The sequence below is a fragment of the Pseudarthrobacter sp. NBSH8 genome, from assembly GCF_014217545.1.
In the GTDB taxonomy this organism is placed as follows: domain Bacteria; phylum Actinomycetota; class Actinomycetes; order Actinomycetales; family Micrococcaceae; genus Arthrobacter.
The window spans coordinates 1,486,312-1,507,042 of the sequence record NZ_CP043178.1 but is presented as its reverse complement, the minus strand read 5'-3'; the positions used below and the strand labels follow the sequence as shown (position 1 = coordinate 1,507,042).

Genomic DNA, 20,731 nt, shown 5'->3' with positions numbered 1-20,731 from the left:
GTTCACTTTGCGGTCGCGGGATCGGTTTCGTCCTCCGGCTGGCCGCCGGAGGCAAGCTGGAGCGGCGGCCTGGGCCGCGGCGTCCGGACGATCGGGATGGGTCCGGTGTGGATGGTCTCCGACTGCGGCACGGGCCCGCGCCAGCCATGGATGGGAAGTTCAAATTTGCGGACCAGCCGCGCTGAAAAGGGCGTCTGGTGCGTCCTGGCCAGCCGCACCGGCGTGGCGGACTTGGTCACTTCAATGCGGGCGCCGGGCGGCAAATCCACGGAACGCCGGCCATCACACCAGAGCACGCCCTGGGCACCGGTGCGGGTGAGGACTTCCACGGCCAGGCGGGACCGAGGCGATACCACCAGCGGTTTGGCGAAGAGCGCGTGGGCGCTGATGGGAACAATCACCAGGGCCTCCACCTCCGGCCAGACGACGGGCCCGCCAGCAGAGAACGCGTACGCGGTGGATCCTGTGGGGGTGGCCACCACCACACCGTCGCAGCCGAAGGAAGTCAGCGGACGCTCGTCCACTTCGGTCACCACTTCGATCATGCGTTCGCGGTTGCCTTTTTCAATCGCGGCCTCATTCAGGGCCCAGGTGTGCCAGATTTTCTGGCCGCGGATCCAGACCTGGACGTCGATGGTCATGCGTTCTTCCACCGTGTAGTCGCGGCGGGCAATCCATTCCACCGTTTGGGCCAGGTCCGCCCGCTCGCTCTCGGCCAGGAAGCCGACGTGGCCAAGGTTGACGCCCAGCAAGGGAACGTCCACCTCGCGCACCAGCTCTGCGGCGCGCAGGATGGTGCCGTCACCGCCCAGGACCATGACAAGCTCAACGTCCGGCAACTGTACGCGGTCGTGCAGGATCTCCACCGGCTGGGTGAGCTGCCCGAAGAATCTTTCCATGTCACGCAGCTCAGACTCCTGCATGACGGGAACAATGCCGGAGTCATGCAGTTGGGCGCAGGCTTCCCAGGCGGCCTTCAGTGATTCCTCGCGGCCAGTGTGGGCAAGGACAAGTACTCGCCTGCTCATCGGGTTCCGCTTTCTAGTGGTTCGGCCAGATTCCGCCAAGCAATCCGTCAATGGCTGCGAGGCGCTCTTCGATCTTAGGCAGTTCTTGGGTCATCCTGCGCTTTATCCACAGGAAGTATTCGACGTTTCCGTCCTGGCCCGGCAGCGGACTGGCCGCTAAGCCGCATAAGTCCAGTCCGGCGTCGAGCGCTGCATTGGCAACTTTTTCCACCGCCATCCGGCGTTCGCGCTCGGAGGTGACCACGCCGGTGCGGCCCAGCCGGTCCTTGCCGATCTCGAACTGGGGCTTCACCATCAGCACCAGGTCACCGCCCGGCTGCGTGCACAGCGCCAGAGGCAGGACCACCAGGGTCAGGGAGATGAAAGAGAGGTCGGCCACCGTGAGTTCGGCTTGTCCGCCGATGTCCGCAGGCGCCATGTACCGCACGTTGAGGCCCTCGTGCACGGCTACCCGGTCATCGGCGCGGAGCTGGGGGACCAGCTGGTCATGGCCGACGTCGACCGCCACCACGTGTGCCGCGCCGCGCCGCAGGAGCACCTCGGTGAAACCGCCGGTGGAGGCCCCGGCGTCGAGGCACCGTTTGCCCGCAACGGTGACCTCCGGGAATACGTCCAAAGCGCCTGCCAGCTTGTGCCCGGCCCGGCTGACGTAGCTGTCCGCTTCCGTGTGCTCGACCGAAAGGTCCTTGCCGTCGTCGACCTGCAGGGATGCCTTGGAGAGGATCTGGCCGGCCGAGCTCACCTTGCGCTCGGCAATCAACGATGCTGCGTGGGTCCGGGACCTGGCCAGGCCGCGGGCGACTAGCGCCTGGTCAAGTCGTGCCATGCTCAAGCTTCTCCTTCGCCGTTTGGGGCCTCTTCGTTCAACGCATGCAGCAGGGCATCGTGGAGGTCGCTGTAAACGGCTTCGTGCTCGGATACAGGCAGCACCTGGACGCCGTCCAGCGCGGCCACAAGGGCCGCAATGGACGGATCGGTGGTTGCCGGCGCAGCCGTGTCCGGCCATTCCGGGGTTGGCTGGGCTGCTTCCGGATGGTGCACTTCGTTCAGCTCAGTCATCGGACCAGTCTAATGATTGCGCCACTCGAGTTTGGGCTCGGTGGCCCGGGCCGCGTCAGGGACCGCAGTCCACCACGCGGCGCAGGCAGCCCGCCACGAATCCAGGTCACCCTCGCTGCCGCTGATCTGGATGGTGTCACCGCTGACCCGCGCGGCGGACGCCCCGCAGCGGTGTGTGCCGTCAGTGTGGTCCACGGCCGGGTAGGGACGGTGAAGGTCGCTAAGGGAATTGATGATGTAGTCCGGACGCTCGGCCGTACGTGCGGCCAGGATGCTGGCCGTGGTGTCGACGCCGGTCAGCACCGCCACCGTGGCAAACCCGGCGTTGTTGCCGCCGAGGATGTCCGTGTCCAGGCGGTCGCCCACCACCAGGGGGCGGTCAGCCGCGAGCCGTTTGGCGGCGGCGTGGAACAGCGGAGCCTCCGGCTTGCCGGCAACCCTCGGAGTCTGTCCGGTAGCGGCGGCTACTGCTGCCACCAGCGTGCCGTTTCCCGGGGCCATGCCGCGAGCCTGCGGGATGGACATATCGGTGTTGGTAGCGATCCACAGGGCTCCGGCCGACACGACGAACGATGCCTCGGCCAGATCCTTCCAGCCGATCCCGGGATTGAATCCCTGGACCACGGCGACCGGATTCTCATCCTGGCTGTAGACAGGAGTCAGTCCCACGAGCTCGATTTCCTGTGCCAGAGCGGGGCTGCCGGTGATCAGCACCCGCGCGCCGGGGGCGACGAGCGATGCCAGGAGCTCTGCCGCGGCTTGCGAGGAACTGACCACCTGTTCGTCGTCGGCCGGCGCACCCAGTTCACGAAGATGCGCCGCTACCTGCGCCGGAGTGCGGGAAGCATTGTTGGTGACATAGCCGAGGCCAATGCCCAAACCCTCCAGTTGCCGTAGCGAGTCCACGGCGCCGGGGATGGCGTGCTGTCCGGCGTAGACCACGCCGTCCAGGTCCGCCAAAAGGGCGTCGAACAGGGAAATCAGTGGAACTTCAGTCATAGCGGCTAGTTATCCCGTCCTTCAGAGTGGGCATCGCTGCCGTTGGTGCTGTTGTCTATGTCGGTGGGCTCGGCGTCGCGCTCTTCTTCATCCTGCTCGGCGTCACCGGCTTCCAGCTCGTCTGCTTCGACGGAATCCTCGTCAGACTCGGCGTCATCGGACTCGAAAAAATCCGATTCCACGTCGTCGATGGCTTCATCCACGCCGGCGGTCTCAACGACAGTCTTGTCCGCGGCTACCTCGGAACGGGCAGCAAGCGTGGAGTCACTGGCCTCGGGACCTGCGGCAGCGCGCTCCAGCAGGTGCCGGCGCTGAGCTTCCTCGCGGGCTTCCTCTTCCTCGTCCCAGCCCAGGTCCACGATGTCCGGTTCCTCATCGGCACCAATACCCAAGGCATTTTCAGCCACGACGGCCTGCCTCTGCCATTTTGCCGCCTCATCTTCGCGGCCGACGGCGGCCAGGGCGTTTGCGTAGGCCCGGAAGAGCCTTGGGCTGTAGGAGAACGCACGGTTTATGTCCAACTGGGCAATTTCAAGTTCCGCCACGGCAGCGTCCAACTGGACGAGGTCAGACCGTGCCCCGGCCGCAACGATGGCCAGCTCGACTTTGCCGGGCGCGTCCAGATCGTTGGCTTCCTCGGACCGCACCACGTCGAGGGCGCGGTCAGGCCGGCCCAGTCCGCGTTCGCAGTCTGCCATCACGGGCAGGTGGACGTTCGAACCGCTGATGCGGCGGTAGGTCCGGAACTCGCGCAGTGCTTCGCCGTAGTGTCCTGCCGCGTAAGCGGTAAGTCCGACGGCTTCACGGACGGCAGCCAGGCGGCCACCACGCCGGCTCGCGGCGAGGGCGTGCTGGAAGGCCAGCTCGGGCTCTTCGTCGATCAGGCGTCCGGCCATTACCAGGTGGCGGGCCACCCACTCGGCGCTCTTGTCCTCAAGGGTCTTGATCTGGTGCTGCGTAGCGCGGTCGAGCTCCTTGCCCGTGACATCCTCATCGATTTCCGGCGAACGCTCGCGGTCCGGGCGGTTGGCGCTGCGAAGATCACGCGCGTTGGGTACACGGACCGGGCGGTCGTCGGCACGTTCCCCGCCAAACTGGCGGGGGCCGGAGTCTCCACGGTCGAAGCTGCGTGGGGCACGGTCCTGACGGTCGCCGTACGGCTTACGCTCCCCGCCACCGAAGGTACGACGCTCACCGTCACCCTCACGACGGGGACGATCACCGAAGGACTTGTTGTCGCGGTCGCCGTACGGCTTACGGTCCCCGCCACCACTGAACGGCTTACGCTCACCACCGCCGAAGGTACGACGCTCACCGTCACCCTCACGACGGGGACGATCACCGAAGGACTTGTTGTCGCGGTCGCCGTACGGCTTACGCTCCCCGCCACCGAAGGTACGACGCTCACCGTCACCCTCACGACGGGGACGATCACCGAAGGACTTGTTGTCGCGGTCGCCGTACGGCTTACGCTCCCCGCCACCACTGAACGGCTTACGCTCACCACCGCCGAAGGTACGACGCTCACCGTCACCCTCACGACGGGGACGATCGCCAAAGGACTTGTTGTCGCGGTCGCCGTACGGCTTACGCTCCCCGCCACCACTGAACGGCTTACGCTCACCACCGCCGAAGGTACGACGCTCACCGTCACCCTCACGACGGGGACGATCGCCAAAGGACTTGTTGTCGCGGTCGCCGTACGGCTTACGCTCCCCGCCACCACTAAAGGGCTTACGCTCACCGGAACCAGGCGCACGCTTCGGAGCCTCGGAGTTACGGTCTTCCCGGGAACGGAATCCACGCGGATCGCCGCCGGAATTGTTGTTGCCGCGGAAAGGACCGCGGTCGTTACCGCCGCGGTTGCCGCCGTTGTGCTCAGCCATGGGGATTCCTCCTGTTATGAGCCGACCACTGGCGCAATCGCAGCCGCTCGTTCCGTGTTTCGTTATCCTACGCAACCCGAAATCAAGCGCTTCGAAGTCCGTACATCTCAGTCAATTCTAGGCGAGAGCCCACCGACAGATGACATGGATCCGTCTACAGGCCACCGTCGTGGGAATGTTCACACTCCCAGCGGCCGCCCGCACAGTTTCTGCGGGGTTCCCGGGACGGGTTTGTGGTTCTGGTTGGGTGTGTTTTGTGGGTTGGGTGGTTAACGTGGGAGAGCCCCCCAACCTGGTGGTTGGGGGGCTCTCGACCTGTAATGATGTTCCGGCGGTGACCTACTCTCCCACACCCTCCCGGGTGCAGTACCATCGGCGCTGTGGGTCTTAGCTTCCGGGTTCGGAATGGGACCGGGCGTTTCCCCCACGCTATGACCGCCGTAACCCTTCTACCCGGCCCGTTCAGGCGTGCCTGTACGGGTGGGAAATCTGGTTACAACATTGTGGTGTTGTTATGTTGTTGTGTTGTGTTCCTGTGCAACGGCCCGTGTGACGGGTTTGTTGTTTGGGAACCACATAGTGGACGCAAGCAGTCTTGTTATCTTTTTACCACCCCGGGTTGCAAACGCTTTTGAACCGTTTGCAGGGGTGGTGTGTGGTGTAAGTTATCGGCCTATTAGTACCGGTCAGCTTCACGAGTCGTTAGTCCTCGCTTCCACATCCGGCCTATCAACCCAGTGGTCTGGCTGGGGGCCTCTCACACACAAGGTGTATGGAAATCTCATCTCGAAGCGAGCTTCCCGCTTAGATGCTTTCAGCGGTTATCCCATCCGAACGTAGCTAATCAGCGGTGCACTTGGCAGTACAACTGACACACCAGAGGTTCGTCCGTCCCGGTCCTCTCGTACTAAGGACAGCCCTTCTCAAATTTCCTGCGCGCGCAGCGGATAGGGACCGAACTGTCTCACGACGTTCTAAACCCAGCTCGCGTACCGCTTTAATGGGCGAACAGCCCAACCCTTGGGACCTACTCCAGCCCCAGGATGCGACGAGCCGACATCGAGGTGCCAAACCATGCCGTCGATATGGACTCTTGGGCAAGATCAGCCTGTTATCCCCGAGGTACCTTTTATCCGTTGAGCGACGGCCATTCCACAATGTACCGCCGGATCACTAGTCCCGACTTTCGTCCCTGCTCGAGATGTCTCTCTCACAGTCAAGCTCCCTTGTGCACTTACACTCGACACCTGATTGCCAACCAGGCTGAGGGAACCTTTGGGCGCCTCCGTTACTTTTTAGGAGGCAACCGCCCCAGTTAAACTACCCATCAGGCACTGTCCCTGACCCGGATTACGGGCCGAAGTTAGATGTCCAAAGTGACCAGAGTGGTATTTCAACGATGACTCCACCCGAACTGGCGTCCGGGCTTCAACGTCTCCCACCTATCCTACACAAGCCACTCCGAACACCAATACCAAACTATAGTAAAGGTCTCGGGGTCTTTCCGTCCTGCTGCGCGTAACGAGCATCTTTACTCGTACTGCAATTTCGCCGAGTTTATGGTTGAGACAGCGGGGAAGTCGTTACTCCATTCGTGCAGGTCGGAACTTACCCGACAAGGAATTTCGCTACCTTAGGATGGTTATAGTTACCACCGCCGTTTACTGGGGCTTGAATTCTCAGCTTCGCCGTAAGGCTAACCGGTCCTCTTAACCTTCCAGCACCGGGCAGGAGTCAGTCCGTATACATCGTCTTGCGACTTCGCACGGACCTGTGTTTTTAGTAAACAGTCGCTTCCCCCTGGTCTCTGCGGCCCCGATCCCCTCCCACCAGCAAGTGGTGTTCAAGGTTGGGGCCCCCCTTCTCCCGAAGTTACGGGGGCATTTTGCCGAGTTCCTTAACCATAATTCTCTCGATCGCCTTAGTATTCTCTACCTGATCACCTGTGTCGGTTTGGGGTACGGGCGGCTAAAACCTCGCGTCGATGCTTTTCTCGGCAGCATAGGATCACCAAATCCCCCCGTGAGGGGGTCCCATCAGATCTCAGGCATCATGAACGGCGGATTTGCCTACCGTTCGCCCTACATCCTTAGACCGGGACAACCATCGCCCGGCTTGGCTACCTTCCTGCGTCACACCTGTTAATACGCTTGCCTCCCAGGATCAGGTCCCGCGCTCCACCAAAACCCACATCACCCCGAAGGGTGGGCGGGCAGGTATCGGGCGGTTAGTATCCCCTGTTCAACATGGACGGTTTTTCGCCGGTACGGGAATATCAACCCGTTGTCCATCGACTACGCCTGTCGGCCTCGCCTTAGGTCCCGACTTACCCAGGGCAGATTAGCTTGACCCTGGAACCCTTGATCATTCGGCGGACGGGTTTCTCACCCGTCTTTCGCTACTCATGCCTGCATTCTCACTCGTGTAGGCTCCACCGCTGGTTTACACCGCGACTTCACTGCCCACACGACGCTCCCCTACCACTCCAGACGCCTGAACCAACCCCGCAAAGGGGCGGCTTAGCTAATATCTGAAATCCACAACTTCGGCGGTGTACTTGAGCCCCGCTACATTGTCGGCGCGGAATCACTTGACCAGTGAGCTATTACGCACTCTTTTAAGGATGGCTGCTTCTAAGCCAACCTCCTGGTTGTCTTCGCAACTCCACATCCTTTCCCACTTAGCACACGCTTAGGGGCCTTAGTTGGTGGTCTGGGCTGTTTCCCTCTCGACTATGAAGCTTATCCCCCACAGTCTCACTGCTGCGCTCTCACTTACCGGCATTCGGAGTTTGGCTGACGTCAGTAACCTTGTAGGGCCCATTAGCCATCCAGTAGCTCTACCTCCAGCAAGAAACACGCAACGCTGCACCTAAATGCATTTCGGGGAGAACCAGCTATCACGAAGTTTGATTGGCCTTTCACCCCTACCCACAGCTCATCCCCTCCATTTTCAACTGAAGTGGGTTCGGTCCTCCACGACGTCTTACCGTCGCTTCAACCTGGCCATGGGTAGATCACTTCGCTTCGGGTCTAGATCACGCCACTGCAACGCCCTATTCAGACTCGCTTTCGCTACGGCTTCCCCACACGGGTTAACCTCGCGACGTAACACTAACTCGCAGGCTCATTCTTCAAAAGGCACGCCGTCACACCCATACAGACAAGCTGCAGATGCTCCGACGGATTGTAAGCACACGGTTTCAGGTACTGTTTCACTCCCCTCCCGGGGTACTTTTCACCTTTCCCTCACGGTACTGGTCCGCTATCGGTCATTAGGGAGTATTTAGGCTTATCAGGTGGTCCTGACAGATTCACACGGGATTTCTCGGGCCCCGTGCTACTTGGGATACTCTCCAGGCGGCACAAAACATTTCGGTTACGGGGCTCACACCCTCTCTGGCCGGCCTTTCAAGACCGTTCACCTATGCCTGCACATCACACCTCACCAGTCCGGCAGAACTGATACGGAAAGTCCCACAACCCCGCCCATGCAACGCCCGCCGGCTATCACACATGGAACGGTTTAGCCTGATCCGCGTTCGCTCGCCACTACTAACGGAATCACTATTGTTTTCTCTTCCTGCGGGTACTGAGATGTTTCACTTCCCCGCGTTCCCTCCACACACCCTATGTGTTCAGATGCGGGTCACCAGGTGGCTCGCGCCCCTGGCGGGGTTTCCCCATTCGGAGACCCTGGGATCAAAGTCCGGTTATCGACTCCCCCAGGCTTATCGCAGATTCCTACGTCCTTCTTCGGCTCCTAATGCCAAGGCATCCACCGTGTGCTCTTAAAAACTTGACCACAAAAGATCAAAACGCTAATTTTCGAGAGAACCACGAAAACCACCCGGACACCACCACCACAACCCAAAGGCCACAGCAACGAACGCCCGGACAGATCCAGGTTCATATATTCTTGGAAATTGCTTCTTATAAAAGATGCTCGCGTCCACTATGTAGTTCTCAAACAACAACCCCAAACCACACACCCCACACACAAAAAGTACGTGATCGATGCAGCCAGGAAACCAGAAACAAACAAACCCGACAAAACACACCACAACCCGTAAGCCGCAGCACATCCCACCGGCCCTGTTGCCTCAGGACCCAACAGTGTGCCAAACACTAAACCACCCACATCCACACCCACACCGTTCCAAGCAGAAGAGAATCCCGAAGGACAACCCACCACCGTACTAGACGAGGCACAAAACAAGCGGCCGCTATTCATTGATATTCCACCCTTGAGCACCCGCCGCAGAACTAGCGTCTGCGCAACGGGCATATACTCCTGACAACCCCTCCACACCCGCATACACGGGGCAAGGTGACTGTAGGTGCTCCTTAGAAAGGAGGTGATCCAGCCGCACCTTCCGGTACGGCTACCTTGTTACGACTTAGTCCCAATCGCCAGTCCCACCTTCGACAGCTCCCTCCCACAAGGGGTTAGGCCACCGGCTTCGGGTGTTACCAACTTTCGTGACTTGACGGGCGGTGTGTACAAGGCCCGGGAACGTATTCACCGCAGCGTTGCTGATCTGCGATTACTAGCGACTCCGACTTCATGGGGTCGAGTTGCAGACCCCAATCCGAACTGAGACCGGCTTTTTGGGATTAGCTCCACCTCACAGTATCGCAACCCTTTGTACCGGCCATTGTAGCATGCGTGAAGCCCAAGACATAAGGGGCATGATGATTTGACGTCGTCCCCACCTTCCTCCGAGTTGACCCCGGCAGTCTCCTATGAGTCCCCGCCATAACGCGCTGGCAACATAGAACGAGGGTTGCGCTCGTTGCGGGACTTAACCCAACATCTCACGACACGAGCTGACGACAACCATGCACCACCTGTAAACCGACCGCAAGCGGGGCACCTGTTTCCAGGTATTACCGGTTCATGTCAAGCCTTGGTAAGGTTCTTCGCGTTGCATCGAATTAATCCGCATGCTCCGCCGCTTGTGCGGGCCCCCGTCAATTCCTTTGAGTTTTAGCCTTGCGGCCGTACTCCCCAGGCGGGGCACTTAATGCGTTAGCTACGGCGCGGAAAACGTGGAATGTCCCCCACACCTAGTGCCCAACGTTTACGGCATGGACTACCAGGGTATCTAATCCTGTTCGCTCCCCATGCTTTCGCTCCTCAGCGTCAGTTAATGCCCAGAGACCTGCCTTCGCCATCGGTGTTCCTCCTGATATCTGCGCATTTCACCGCTACACCAGGAATTCCAGTCTCCCCTACATCACTCTAGTCTGCCCGTACCCACCGCAGATCCGGAGTTGAGCCCCGGACTTTCACGGCAGACGCGACAAACCGCCTACGAGCTCTTTACGCCCAATAATTCCGGATAACGCTTGCGCCCTACGTATTACCGCGGCTGCTGGCACGTAGTTAGCCGGCGCTTCTTCTGCAGGTACCGTCACTTTCGCTTCTTCCCTACTGAAAGAGGTTTACAACCCGAAGGCCGTCATCCCTCACGCGGCGTCGCTGCATCAGGCTTTCGCCCATTGTGCAATATTCCCCACTGCTGCCTCCCGTAGGAGTCTGGGCCGTGTCTCAGTCCCAGTGTGGCCGGTCACCCTCTCAGGCCGGCTACCCGTCGTCGCCTTGGTGAGCCATTACCTCACCAACAAGCTGATAGGCCGCGAGTCCATCCAAAACCACAATAAAGCTTTCCACCCCCCACCATGCGATGAGGAGTCATATCCGGTATTAGACCCAGTTTCCCAGGCTTATCCCAGAGTTAAGGGCAGGTTACTCACGTGTTACTCACCCGTTCGCCACTAATCCCCCCACAAGTGAGGTTCATCGTTCGACTTGCATGTGTTAAGCACGCCGCCAGCGTTCATCCTGAGCCAGGATCAAACTCTCCGTTGAAGTAAAACAGACACAACCACCAACCCCGGAAATAACAGGATAAAATGGTTGCACAAAATTTGAAACCAGCTGTAAAAACCAGACCACACCACGGGGTGGCATAATCCAGTCAATTCAACCAATTCAATACAATAAATTGGTATCAACAAACTTGGCACACTATTGAGTTCTCAAACAACAGACACATTCGAATAATTCTCGAAACAATTCATATTCAATGAATTCTTTTGTTTCGCTTTCTTCGCTGCGATGTTTATAGCTTATTTCACTCTTATTCACTTTGCAAATCCAGGTTATTTTCCCGATATTCACTCTGTGGAACGAATCCGCCCATCAAAAATTGAAGCTTTTCATCATTATCGTGCTTTGCACACGATGAATCGCTTCTTTTGTGAAGGGGGTTTATCGCCACTCAGCGGCGGCGACTCAGAAAACAATACACGCTCCCCCGCCGCCTTGCAAATCGGCTGCGGAGAAGCGCGAATTAGGGTTTTGGAAGGCTAAGGAACCAGGACTTCGACAGTCGCGAGATTCTTCTTGCCGCGGCGCAGGAGCAAGTACTGGCCATGCAGCAGCTCCGACTCGGAGATGACAGCTTCCGGGTCGGACACCTTCTCGTTGTTTACGTAAGCGCCGCCTTCACCGACAGTCCGCCGGGCCGCGGATTTGCTCTCCGACAGGCCAGATGCCACCAGCAGGTCAATGATCCCGAGGCCATCCACCTGGATGCGTGCGGACGGAAGCTCCGATGTGGCTGCTTCCAGCGTTGGCCGATCCAGGGCGGCAAGGTCACCGTTGCCAAAGAGGGCAGCGGACGCCGCGATGACTTTCTCCGTTGCCTCCACACTATGGACCAGGGAGGTTACTTCGAACGCCAGCTTCCGCTGGCCTTCCCGTGCAAAGGGACGTTCTGCCACGGCCGCTGCCAACGTTTCGATCTCTGCGCGGCTCAGGAAGGTGAAGACCTTGAGCCGGTCCACCACGTCAGAGTCGGCGGTGTTCAGCCAGAACTGGTAGAAGGCGTACGGGCTGCACATGCCGGCGTCGAGCCAGATGGCGTTGCCTTCGCTCTTGCCGAACTTCGTGCCGTCCGAGTTGGTGATCAGCGGCGTGCCCAGGGCGTGCACACTCTTACCCTCAACCTTGCGGATGAGTTCAGTGCCGCTGGTGAGGTTGCCCCACTGGTCCGAGCCGCCGGTCTGCAGCATGCAGCTGTAGTCGCGGAACAGCTGGAGGTAGTCCATGCCCTGCAGGATCTGGTAGCTGAATTCCGTGTAGCTAATGCCCTCGTCCGAGCTGAGGCGGGACGCGACAGCATCCTTGCGCAGCATGGTGCCGACCCGGTAGTGCTTGCCGATCTCGCGCAGGAAGTCGATGGCGCTCAACGGCGCTGTCCAGTCAAGGTTGTTGACCATGCGCGCCGCACTGGGGCCATCGAAGCTGAGGAAGCGGCGGACCTGGGCCTGGAGATAGCCCACCCATTCATTGACCGTGTCCTTGGTGTTCAGCGTTCGCTCGGCCGTGGGCCGCGGATCGCCGATCAGTCCCGTGGATCCGCCCACCAGGCCCAGCGGCTTGTGCCCGGCAAGCTGCAGCCGGCGCATCACGAGGAGCTGGACCAGGTTGCCCAGGTGCAGGCTCGGCGCAGTGGGGTCGAATCCGCAGTAATAGGTGATCGGATCACCGGCGAGGAGCTTCTCCAGTTCCTCTTCATCGGTGGAGACGTGGACCAGGCCGCGCCACTTCAGCTCCTGCCAGACATTGGCGAAGGTGGGGTCGTTCTGCTGGGATTCGAAATCGTTGAGTTCTGACACGACTTCTAAGTTAGCAGGATCGACGAAGCCCGGCGCCGAAATGAACGGCGCCGGGCGTCAAGGGGCATAGCGCACCGGCTCAGCCTTCTATGCCGGCCGGAATACCTTCCGCGGCGATCAGCCGGAGCCGCTGCGTGGGCCGGGTCATAGCGACATACAGATCGCCCACGCGGCCGTGCTCGTGGTTGAGCATGACGGAGGGCTCGAGGACCACAACGCCGTCGAACTCCAGGCCCTTGGCCTCGCGCGGGCTGATGACCACGATGTCCTGCTCGTAGCTGCCTGCCCCGTTGCCGATCCGCCGGCCATACACGGCGCGAAGGGCTGACGTTGCTGCGGGCAGATGGTCGCCGTCGGCAATCACGGCCAGGAGTCCGCCGTCGAGCGCTGTCAGTTCCTCGGGGAGCACCTCCACCAAACGGCTCACCACCTGTCCGTGGTCAACCTTGTCGATGACCGGGGCCCACCGCCCCTCGCGGACGGCCTTCGGCGCGGAAACCACCAGTCCGGCAGCGTTGGCCATACGGGCGGCCGCCTCGGCGATCTGGGACGGCGTCCGGTAGTTGACCGTCAGCTCCTCCAGCTGCCAGCGGTCACCGAACATCGGTGCCAGGGCCCCCTGCCACGAGTTGGCACCGGCAACAGAACTGGTCTGCGCAATATCGCCCACGATGGTGAAGGACTTCAGCGGGCAGCGCCGGACCAGCAGGCGCCATTGCATCGGGGAAAGCTCCTGCGCCTCATCCACCACGATGTGGCCGAAGGCCCACGTGCGGTCGCTGGTGGCACGCTCGGCGGCAGTTTGGCGGTTCTCGCGCTCCTGGTTCTGGTCGGCGAGTTCCTCGGCGGTGATGAGGACGTCCACACCCATGTCCCCCATGTTCACCAGCGTCTGCTTGGCGTTGGCAAGGTCACGGGCCCGGTCGTGCTCCTGCTGTGCAAGTCCACGGCCGGCTGCCGGGTCCAGGTCGCCAAGGAGCTCGGCCGCTTCATCCAGCAGCGGGACATCAGCCTCGGTCCAGGGAGCATCCGCGGGGCGCAGCAGCAGTGACTGCTCCTTAAAGGACAGGTGCGGTGTGCAGGCCGCCAGTACTGCTGGCCTGCTCAGAAGCTCGGTGATCAGCTTCTCCGGAGTCAGCGGCATCCAGCAGAGGTTCAGGACGATCCGGACGTCGCGGGCCGTGCGGACATCTTCGGCCAGATACGAGCGGTCGGCGTTGTTGCCGATGCTCCCGGCTTCCACGAGATCGGTCATTTGCTCGGTCAGTTCGCGGAGCAGAATCTTGATGAACGTCAGGCGTGCCTCGTTGTGCGGTTTGCCGGTGGACCGGGCACGTTCGCGCGCACGGCTTACCTGCCGCCGCGTCAGCACCAGCTTGCGGCCGTCGACGTCCAGGACGCGGTCTTCGGCAGGGATCCGCTGCCGGTTCGCCACCGCATTGGCCACAACCTTCACCATGTCCAGCCGCCCCTTGATGGCCGCGACCTCGGCCTCGGGTTCAGCAACCGCCTTGATTCCCGGCATCAGGCGGCCCACGCTGGCCATGACCACGCCGGTCTCACCGAGTGAGGGCAGAACACGCTCGATGTACTTCATAAACGACGACGACGGGCCCACCAGGAGCACACCGGCAGTCTTCAGCCGTTCCCGGTGCGTGTAGAGCAGGTACGCGGCCCGGTGCAGCGCCACAGCTGTCTTGCCGGTACCGGGACCACCCTGCACCACGAGGGCGCCGGACATGGAGGACCGGATAATGCGGTCCTGCTCCGACTGGATGGTGCCAACGATGTCGGACATCCGGCCGGTGCGCTTGGAATCCAGAGCCGCCAGCAATGCGCCTTCACCCTGCAGCGATGCGTCGTCCGCGAGCAAGTCCGCATCAAGGACGTCATCCTCGATGGCCTTGACTTCCCGGCCTTGCAGAATCAGGTGCCGCCGGCGGCGGACGCCCTGCCGGTCGAACGCCGTTGCCTGATAAAAGTGGCCGGCCTCGGGCGCGCGCCAGTCCACCATGAGCCGCTGGAGGTCATCGGTGGTCAGTCCGATGCGCCCAATGTACTGGGCCTCACCGGAATCCAGGTCAAGGCGGCCAAAGACCAAGCGGTCATCGACGGCGTCGAGCTGGGCGAGGCGGTCCTCATAGAGCGCGGCGAAGGCGTCGCGTTCGGAGACATTCTGCATGGTGCCCACGGCACCGGCCCGGCGGACCTGTGCCAACTGCAGTCGCTTTTCCGCGCGGAGCTCTTCCAGCCGCGCGTACAGGCCGGCAACATAGTTCCGTTCGTGGGCCAAATCGGCGTCGAGCATTAAACGTTCCCCTATCGCAAAAGACAGACCGTCCATTCTACAACCATTTCGGTTAACGCGCCCGCCGCTCCCCTGCCCCGGAAGTCCTCCGATGTTCATTTTCCGGCGGACGACCAAAACATGCGGGACGGATTATGCCCGGCGCACCTTCGCCGCCTTGTAACGGGACACGGTGGGATCGCCTGGCAGCCAGAAGCGCCACGGATACTCTTCGGAGCCGCCGTCGCCGGAGACGCCCACCCTCGGCCCGGAACTGAACACCGTAGCCGGCGCCGAGGGCAGCCGCAGCTCGAAGGGTTCGGCAAGGGCATCCCGGCCGCTATCGGCCGTGGTCAGGGCCAGCGTGGTGGCCAGCCGGGCCGGGCCGCTCGCCAGGTCAAGGGCCGATTTCGACGTCGGACGCCGCACAAGTGCGAGGTGTTGCCCCTCCACCACCTCGCCCGCCCGCAGCAGGACCGCTGATGCGGCTCCCGCCGGACCGCAGACGATGTTGGCGCAGTAGTGCATGCCATACGTGAAATAGACGTAGAGGTGGCCGACCGGGCCGAACATGGGCGCGTTGCGAGCCGTGGGGCCGCGGAATGTGTGGGAGCCCGGATCAGGGTGCGACGAGTCGCCGGGACCCATGTACGCCTCCACCTCGGTGATCCGCACGGCCACGGTTCCCTCGCGGCTGTGGTGTGTCAGTACGGATCCCAGCAGAAGCGGAGCGATCCTCCGGGCATCGCCCGACAGCAGTTCACGGAGCTGCTCCGGAGCCACGGGGCTGCTGCTGACGGTCATGGTCCGACTCTACCGAACGTCACGGCCGTGTCCGATTTCCGCTAGCAGTCCCCGTCGCCGGCTGGCAGGATGGAGGTCATGGACTTCTGGCAGCGCTACCGCGCAATTGACGCGCGGGACACCCGGTTCGACGGGCAGTTCTACACCGCTGTCCGGACCACCGGCATCTACTGCCGTCCGTCCTGCCCCGCCCGGACCCCGAAATCTGTCAACGTCACCTTCTACGAAACATCTGCCGCAGCGCACGACGCTGGCTACCGGGCGTGCAAGCGCTGCCTCCCCGAGGCGGTGCCCGGCACTCCTGCGTGGAACACCCGGCAGGACCTGGCGGGCCGCGCGATGCGCCTGATCAACGACGGCGTGATCAACCGGGACGGGGTGGAGGGCCTCGCCGCCCGGCTGGGATATTCCTCCCGGCAGTTGAACCGTATCCTCAGCCACGAGCTCGGCGCCGGCCCGCTCTCCCTGGCCCGGGCCAGCCGTGCCCAGACCGCCCGCACCCTGCTGGTGTCCACGGCGATGAAGCTGGCGGACATCGCGTTCGCGTCCGGCTTCAGCAGCGTCCGCCAGTTCAACGACACCATGGTGGAGGTCTTCGCCATGACTCCCACTGCCCTTCGCGCGACCGCCAGGCACCGCCACTCCGCCGCCGCCGCGACGTCCCTGACGTTGAGCCTGCCGTACCGAGAACCGTTCGATCCCGGTATCTTTTCCTTCCTGGCTGTCCGGGCGATCCCCGGGATCGAGGCGGGGACGCCGACGTCGTACGCCCGTACTTTGCAGCTTCCGCATGGTGGTGCCCGTTTCAGCGTGACGTACGACGGCGGCGCGCCCGGGCGGCCGCTGACCCTCACCATCGGCGCGGTGGACCTCCGGGACCTGCCCGTCCTGCTGAGCAGGGTACGCCGGCTCTTCGATCTTGACGCCGACCCGGTAGCCATCGACAGTGCCCTGTCGCAGGAGCCGCGCCTGGCCGCATCTGTAGCCGGCGCTCCGGGCATCAGGATGCCCGGAGCTGTGGATCCACAGGAGCTGCTCATCCGGGCGATGATCGGGCAGCAAATCACGGTGGCCGCGGCCCGGACCGCACTGACCCAGCTGGCCGCCGCAGGCAGTCCCAGCCTGGTTCCCGGCGAGGGACTCGAACGGCTGTTTCCCACCTCGGCCGAAATAGCCGAGGCCGGCTACTCGCTGCTGCGCGGGCCGCAACGCCGGATTGACGCCATCCGTTCAGCCGCTTCGGCCCTCGCTGGCGGCGACCTGTATTTTGGCTACGGGGACGATCTGCCCGGACTCGGCGCCAAGCTGCTTCCCCTTCCCGGGGTGGGGCCGTGGACCGTCGGCTATGTGGCAATGCGGGTACTCGGCGCGCCGGACGTGTTCCTCGCCAACGACGCCGCCGTCCGAAATGGCATCAAGGCGCTCGCCCCAGCACACAACCGCCACGACGTCCGCGGTACTGACTCGCCCGGCCTTGCGCCCGGCCCGGACTTCCGCGAGGTCAGCCCGTGGCGGTCCTATGCCACCATGCACCTGTGGCGTGCCGCCGCGGCGCCCAAATCCCCCAGACGAACCCAAGCCGTTCCAGAGAAAGCGATGCTATGAAAGCCCAGCTGTTAGTGATGTCCACGCCGGACGGTCCGTTCACCATCCTGGCCCAGGACGGCGTGGTCCTCGCGTCGGGCTGGACCGCCGGGCCGGGCGAGCTGACGGGCCAGATCCACCCCGAGCTGCGTCCGGGCGACGTTGAGGCGGTGACGGATCTGGGCAGCATCTCCGGGGCCGTGGAAGCGTTCTATGCCGGCGACCCCGCACCGGCCATGGCCGTTCCGGTCCGGCAGAAGTCGGGTCCGTTCCGGTCCCACGCCTGGGATGTGCTGAGGACCGTCCGCCCCGGGTCGCCGGTGACGTACACCGAGTACGCCGAACTTTCCGGAAATCCGAAAGCGGTCCGGGCCGCGGCCAGCGCCTGTGCCTTCAACGCAGCGGCCTTGTTTGTGCCGTGCCACCGGGTCATCCGCACCGACGGTTCCCTGGGCGGTTTCCGCTGGGGCCTGGCCATCAAAGAGAGCCTGCTCGCCCGCGAGGCCACGGAAAGCCTGCTGGCCCGGGAGGCCGGTTAGGGGGCTACCGCACTGTGGGTGTCCCGGCTGGCCACGGCAGCAGTTCCGGGAGATCCACACCGTCCGCGGCGGCTGAGGCGCGCAGGCTGCCGAGCGATGGTTCGCGTCCGGCCAGCCAGGCGGCAATGTCCGTGATCATGCCGCTGATGACGGTGGACCGGCCGCCGCCCAGGGTCACGGGAGGCAGCCCTAGTGGCTGCAGCACCAGTTTCTCCCCTGCCGGCACGCGGGCAGCCAGGAAGTCGAAGAGGTGCTCACAGAATTTCCGGCTCCACGTCTCGGGGCCAAGCCCAGCATCCAGATCGGCCGTGTGGATCACCAGTTCCCGCCAGAGCGCGAGGCCGCCGTCGAAGACCACTCCGCCACGGTAGGTAATGGGTGCCTGCCAGCCGGAGTCGGATTCCAGCGAGTCAAAGGCCTCCAGTGCCCGGTCCAGAGCGGCCTGCAGGTCCGCCCGGTGCGCATCTGCGGGGTGGCCTGCCGCCATCTCGATGGCCTTGGTGCGTCCGTCCTGACCTCCGTCGTACAGCTCAACAGTGGCACCGCGGGCAGCATGTTCCAGCTGCCGTGCCATGGCGTTGGAGATTCCCGCGAGATGCGCCAGGACGTGCCCGCGGGTCCAGCCGGGCAGTCCTGATGGTGCCTTGACGTCTTCATCGGTGAACTTCGCAGCGGTGGAGGCCATGGCGTCGGCGGCCTTGTGCAGTTCGGCGAGCAGGTCAGCAGGTGCGGGAGCTGTCATGGCGCCCATCCTAGCTGAGCGGGGTACCGTCCGGTCCGCAGCGGTGCCGAATGTGCCGGCGGTCGTGGCGGGCCTGCCAGAACTCCAGTTCCGTCGGCCTGACCGCGTAGAGCTGCCAGTCCGGATTGTCGCTGCCATCGGCTGCCGGGCGCGCACGCCAGTCGTCCGCCGATGCTTCGGCTGACAGCTCAACCACCGGGCCGGCGACCCGGACCTGCCGGCCCAGCTGCGGCCAGTAGAAGTTCAGCGCCGCGCTCGGGTTGGCGGACAGCTCCCTGCCCTTCCGGGACGTGCGGGACGTGGCGAAGTGCCAGCCGTCGTCGTCGAGGTTCTTCAGGATCAGCATCCTCGCAGAGGGCCGGCCGTTTCCGTCCGCCGTGGCCAGGCTGCAGGCATGCGGCTGCAGCACGCCGGCAACGAGGGCCTCATCCAGCCACAGCTTGAACAGCGCCACCGGATCCGTGGGGGCTTTGGCGGGGTCGAAGTCCGGCAGGTTTTCGGGGAAGTCCGGCAGGGCACGCAGCAATTGGCGGAAGGATTCACTCATGGCGCAATGGTAGCGGTGAGTCCTCGGCGGGCAACGCACAACGCTCTCTCACTTTCTTGAGGAAAGTGAGAGAGCATCGGACCAAAAGCTGCAACAAGTGATAGAGCGTTTTGTGGCTACCCCGCGTACCCGCGGACGCCGGCAAGCTCGCCTTCGAGGGCAAGCAGCTGGCGTTCGACGGCGGCCGGTGCGGTACCGCCCTGGGAGTTGCGGCTCTTGAGCGACCCCTCGGTGGACAGGACCGTGCGGACCTCCGGAGTCAGGTGCCCCGAGATGGCAAGGTACTCCTCATCCGTCAGGTCCCACAGCTCCACGTCGCGGCTTTCGGCCTGCCTCACGGCCGCCCCGGAGAGCTCGTGTGCCTCGCGGAACGGAACGCCCTGGCGGACCAGCCACTCAGCAATGTCCGTGGCCAAAGCGAAGCCCTGCGGTGCCAGCGACTCCATCCGTTCCGTGTTGAACTTCAGCGTCGCGATCATGCCCGAGACAGCCGGGAGCAGCAGCTCCAGGGTATCGGCGGCGTCGAAGACCGGTTCCTTGTCCTCCTGCAGGTCGCGGTTGTACGCGAGCGGCAGGCCTTTGAGCGTGGCCAGCAGCCCGGTCAAGTTGCCGATCAGGCGTCCTGCCTTGCCGCGGGCCAACTCAGCGACGTCCGGGTTTTTCTTCTGCGGCATGATCGAGGAACCGGTGGAGTAGGAATCGTGCAGGGTCACAAAGGAGAACTCCTTAGTGGCCCACAGGATGACTTCCTCCGAGACGCGGGACAGGTCCACGCCGATCATGGCCGTCACCCACGCGAACTCGGCGAAGACATCGCGGGAGGCGGTGCCGTCAATCGAGTTGTGGGTGGCGGAGAAGAAGCCCAGGTCCGCCGCGACGGCCTCCGGGTCGAGGCCCAGCGACGAGCCTGCGAGGGCACCGGAGCCGTAAGGCGAAACCCCCGCGCGCTTGTCCCAGTCCTGGAGCCGCTGCACATCGCGCAGCAGCGCCCAGGCATGGGCAAGCAGGTGGTGGCTGAGCAGGATGGGCTGGGCATGCTGCAGGTGGGTGCGGCCTGGCATGGCCACACCCTGGTGCGCCTTCGCCTGCCCCACCAGCGCCTCGATGGTTGCCAGCACGCCGCGCGCGATGATCCGGGCGTGGTCACGCAGGAACATGCGGCCCAGCGTGGCCACCTGGTCGTTGCGGGACCGGCCGGCGCGGAGCTTGCCGCCCAGTTGCGTGCCGGCGCGCTCGATCAGGCCGCGTTCCAGTGACCCGTGCACGTCCTCATCGGATTCCGCCGGCAGATACGCACCCGAGGCGACATCGTCATCCAGCCGGCTCAGGGCGTCCAGCATGCCTTCGAGCTCGGCGCCGTCCAGCAGCCCGGCCTTGTGCAGCACGCGGGCGTGCGCCTTCGAACCGGCGATGTCGTAGCGGGCCAGGCGCCAGTCAAAGTGCGTGGACTTGCTCAGCGCCGCGAGGGCATCCGCGGGGCCGCCAGCGAACCGGCCGCCCCACAAGGCGCCGGTGTTCGTGGAGCCGGTGGTTGAGCCTGTCGAAACCGGGGTCTGCTCAGCCAACGG

General features: G+C 63.1%; 13 protein-coding genes and 3 rRNA genes. 2 read left to right on the top strand and 14 right to left on the bottom strand.

Annotated features, from left to right (window positions below; all coding sequences use genetic code 11):
- Positions 1 to 2 precede the first annotated feature (2 nt).
- From FYJ92_RS06905 to FYJ92_RS06855, 11 genes are all read right to left on the bottom strand, one after another.
- Entirely contained in the window at positions 3 to 1,028 is a 1,026-nt protein-coding gene (locus tag FYJ92_RS06905) for an NAD kinase (RefSeq protein ID WP_185263178.1), read from the bottom strand.
- 13 nt (positions 1,029 to 1,041) lie between these two features.
- Positions 1,042 to 1,854: a TlyA family RNA methyltransferase gene (locus FYJ92_RS06900; protein ID WP_185263177.1), complete on the bottom strand. Its 813-nt coding sequence runs from the start codon at positions 1,852 to 1,854 to the stop codon at positions 1,042 to 1,044.
- A gap of 2 nt (positions 1,855 to 1,856) precedes the next feature.
- On the bottom strand, positions 1,857 to 2,087 hold the full coding sequence (locus FYJ92_RS06895) for a hypothetical protein (protein ID WP_185263176.1): 231 nt from the start codon (positions 2,085 to 2,087) through the stop codon (positions 1,857 to 1,859).
- A 9-nt stretch (positions 2,088 to 2,096) separates the two neighbouring features.
- Positions 2,097 to 3,086: an HAD-IIA family hydrolase gene (locus tag FYJ92_RS06890; protein WP_185263175.1), complete on the bottom strand. Its 990-nt coding sequence runs from the start codon at positions 3,084 to 3,086 to the stop codon at positions 2,097 to 2,099.
- Positions 3,087 to 3,091: 5 nt separating this feature from the next.
- Positions 3,092 to 4,972: a hypothetical protein gene (locus FYJ92_RS06885; RefSeq protein ID WP_255482338.1), complete on the bottom strand. Its 1,881-nt coding sequence runs from the start codon at positions 4,970 to 4,972 to the stop codon at positions 3,092 to 3,094.
- A 326-nt stretch (positions 4,973 to 5,298) separates the two neighbouring features.
- Positions 5,299 to 5,415, bottom strand: a 5S ribosomal RNA gene (rrf, locus tag FYJ92_RS06880).
- A 212-nt stretch (positions 5,416 to 5,627) separates the two neighbouring features.
- Positions 5,628 to 8,776 (bottom strand): 23S ribosomal RNA (locus FYJ92_RS06875).
- 546 nt (positions 8,777 to 9,322) lie between these two features.
- A 16S ribosomal RNA gene (locus tag FYJ92_RS06870) occupies positions 9,323 to 10,846 on the bottom strand.
- Together the 16S, 23S and 5S rRNA genes form the textbook arrangement of a ribosomal RNA operon.
- Positions 10,847 to 11,346: 500 nt before the next feature.
- Entirely contained in the window at positions 11,347 to 12,660 is a 1,314-nt protein-coding gene (gene tyrS, locus FYJ92_RS06865) for a tyrosine--tRNA ligase (protein ID WP_185263174.1), read from the bottom strand.
- 79 nt (positions 12,661 to 12,739) lie between these two features.
- Positions 12,740 to 14,968, bottom strand: a complete 2,229-nt coding sequence (locus FYJ92_RS06860) for an AAA family ATPase (RefSeq protein WP_185263173.1) — start codon at positions 14,966 to 14,968, stop codon at positions 12,740 to 12,742.
- Positions 14,969 to 15,100: 132 nt separating this feature from the next.
- Positions 15,101 to 15,751 carry a DNA-3-methyladenine glycosylase gene (locus FYJ92_RS06855; RefSeq protein ID WP_185263172.1) on the bottom strand — a complete coding sequence of 217 codons (651 nt, stop codon included), beginning with the start codon at positions 15,749 to 15,751 and terminating at the stop codon, positions 15,101 to 15,103.
- A 78-nt stretch (positions 15,752 to 15,829) separates the two neighbouring features.
- Between FYJ92_RS06855 and FYJ92_RS06850 the strand changes: the two genes are divergently transcribed.
- Entirely contained in the window at positions 15,830 to 17,356 is a 1,527-nt protein-coding gene (locus FYJ92_RS06850; protein WP_185263171.1) for a DNA-3-methyladenine glycosylase 2 family protein, read from the top strand.
- Complete coding sequence (locus tag FYJ92_RS06845; protein WP_185263170.1) at positions 17,353 to 17,874, top strand: methylated-DNA--[protein]-cysteine S-methyltransferase; 522 nt, start codon at positions 17,353 to 17,355, stop codon at positions 17,872 to 17,874. The genes FYJ92_RS06850 and FYJ92_RS06845 overlap by 4 nt, the downstream gene beginning before the upstream one ends.
- Before the next feature lie 4 nt (positions 17,875 to 17,878).
- Here the strand turns inward: FYJ92_RS06845 and FYJ92_RS06840 are convergent, their stop codons facing one another.
- From FYJ92_RS06840 to argH, 3 genes are all read right to left on the bottom strand, one after another.
- On the bottom strand, positions 17,879 to 18,616 hold the full coding sequence (locus FYJ92_RS06840; protein WP_185263169.1) for a maleylpyruvate isomerase family mycothiol-dependent enzyme: 738 nt from the start codon (positions 18,614 to 18,616) through the stop codon (positions 17,879 to 17,881).
- A gap of 10 nt (positions 18,617 to 18,626) precedes the next feature.
- Positions 18,627 to 19,163, bottom strand: a complete 537-nt coding sequence (locus FYJ92_RS06835) for a pyridoxal 5'-phosphate synthase (RefSeq protein WP_185263168.1) — start codon at positions 19,161 to 19,163, stop codon at positions 18,627 to 18,629.
- Between the two features lie 116 nt (positions 19,164 to 19,279).
- Positions 19,280 to 20,728, bottom strand: coding sequence for an argininosuccinate lyase (gene argH, locus FYJ92_RS06830; protein ID WP_185263167.1), 1,449 nt, complete (start codon positions 20,726 to 20,728; stop codon positions 19,280 to 19,282).
- Positions 20,729 to 20,731: the final 3 nt, after the last annotated feature.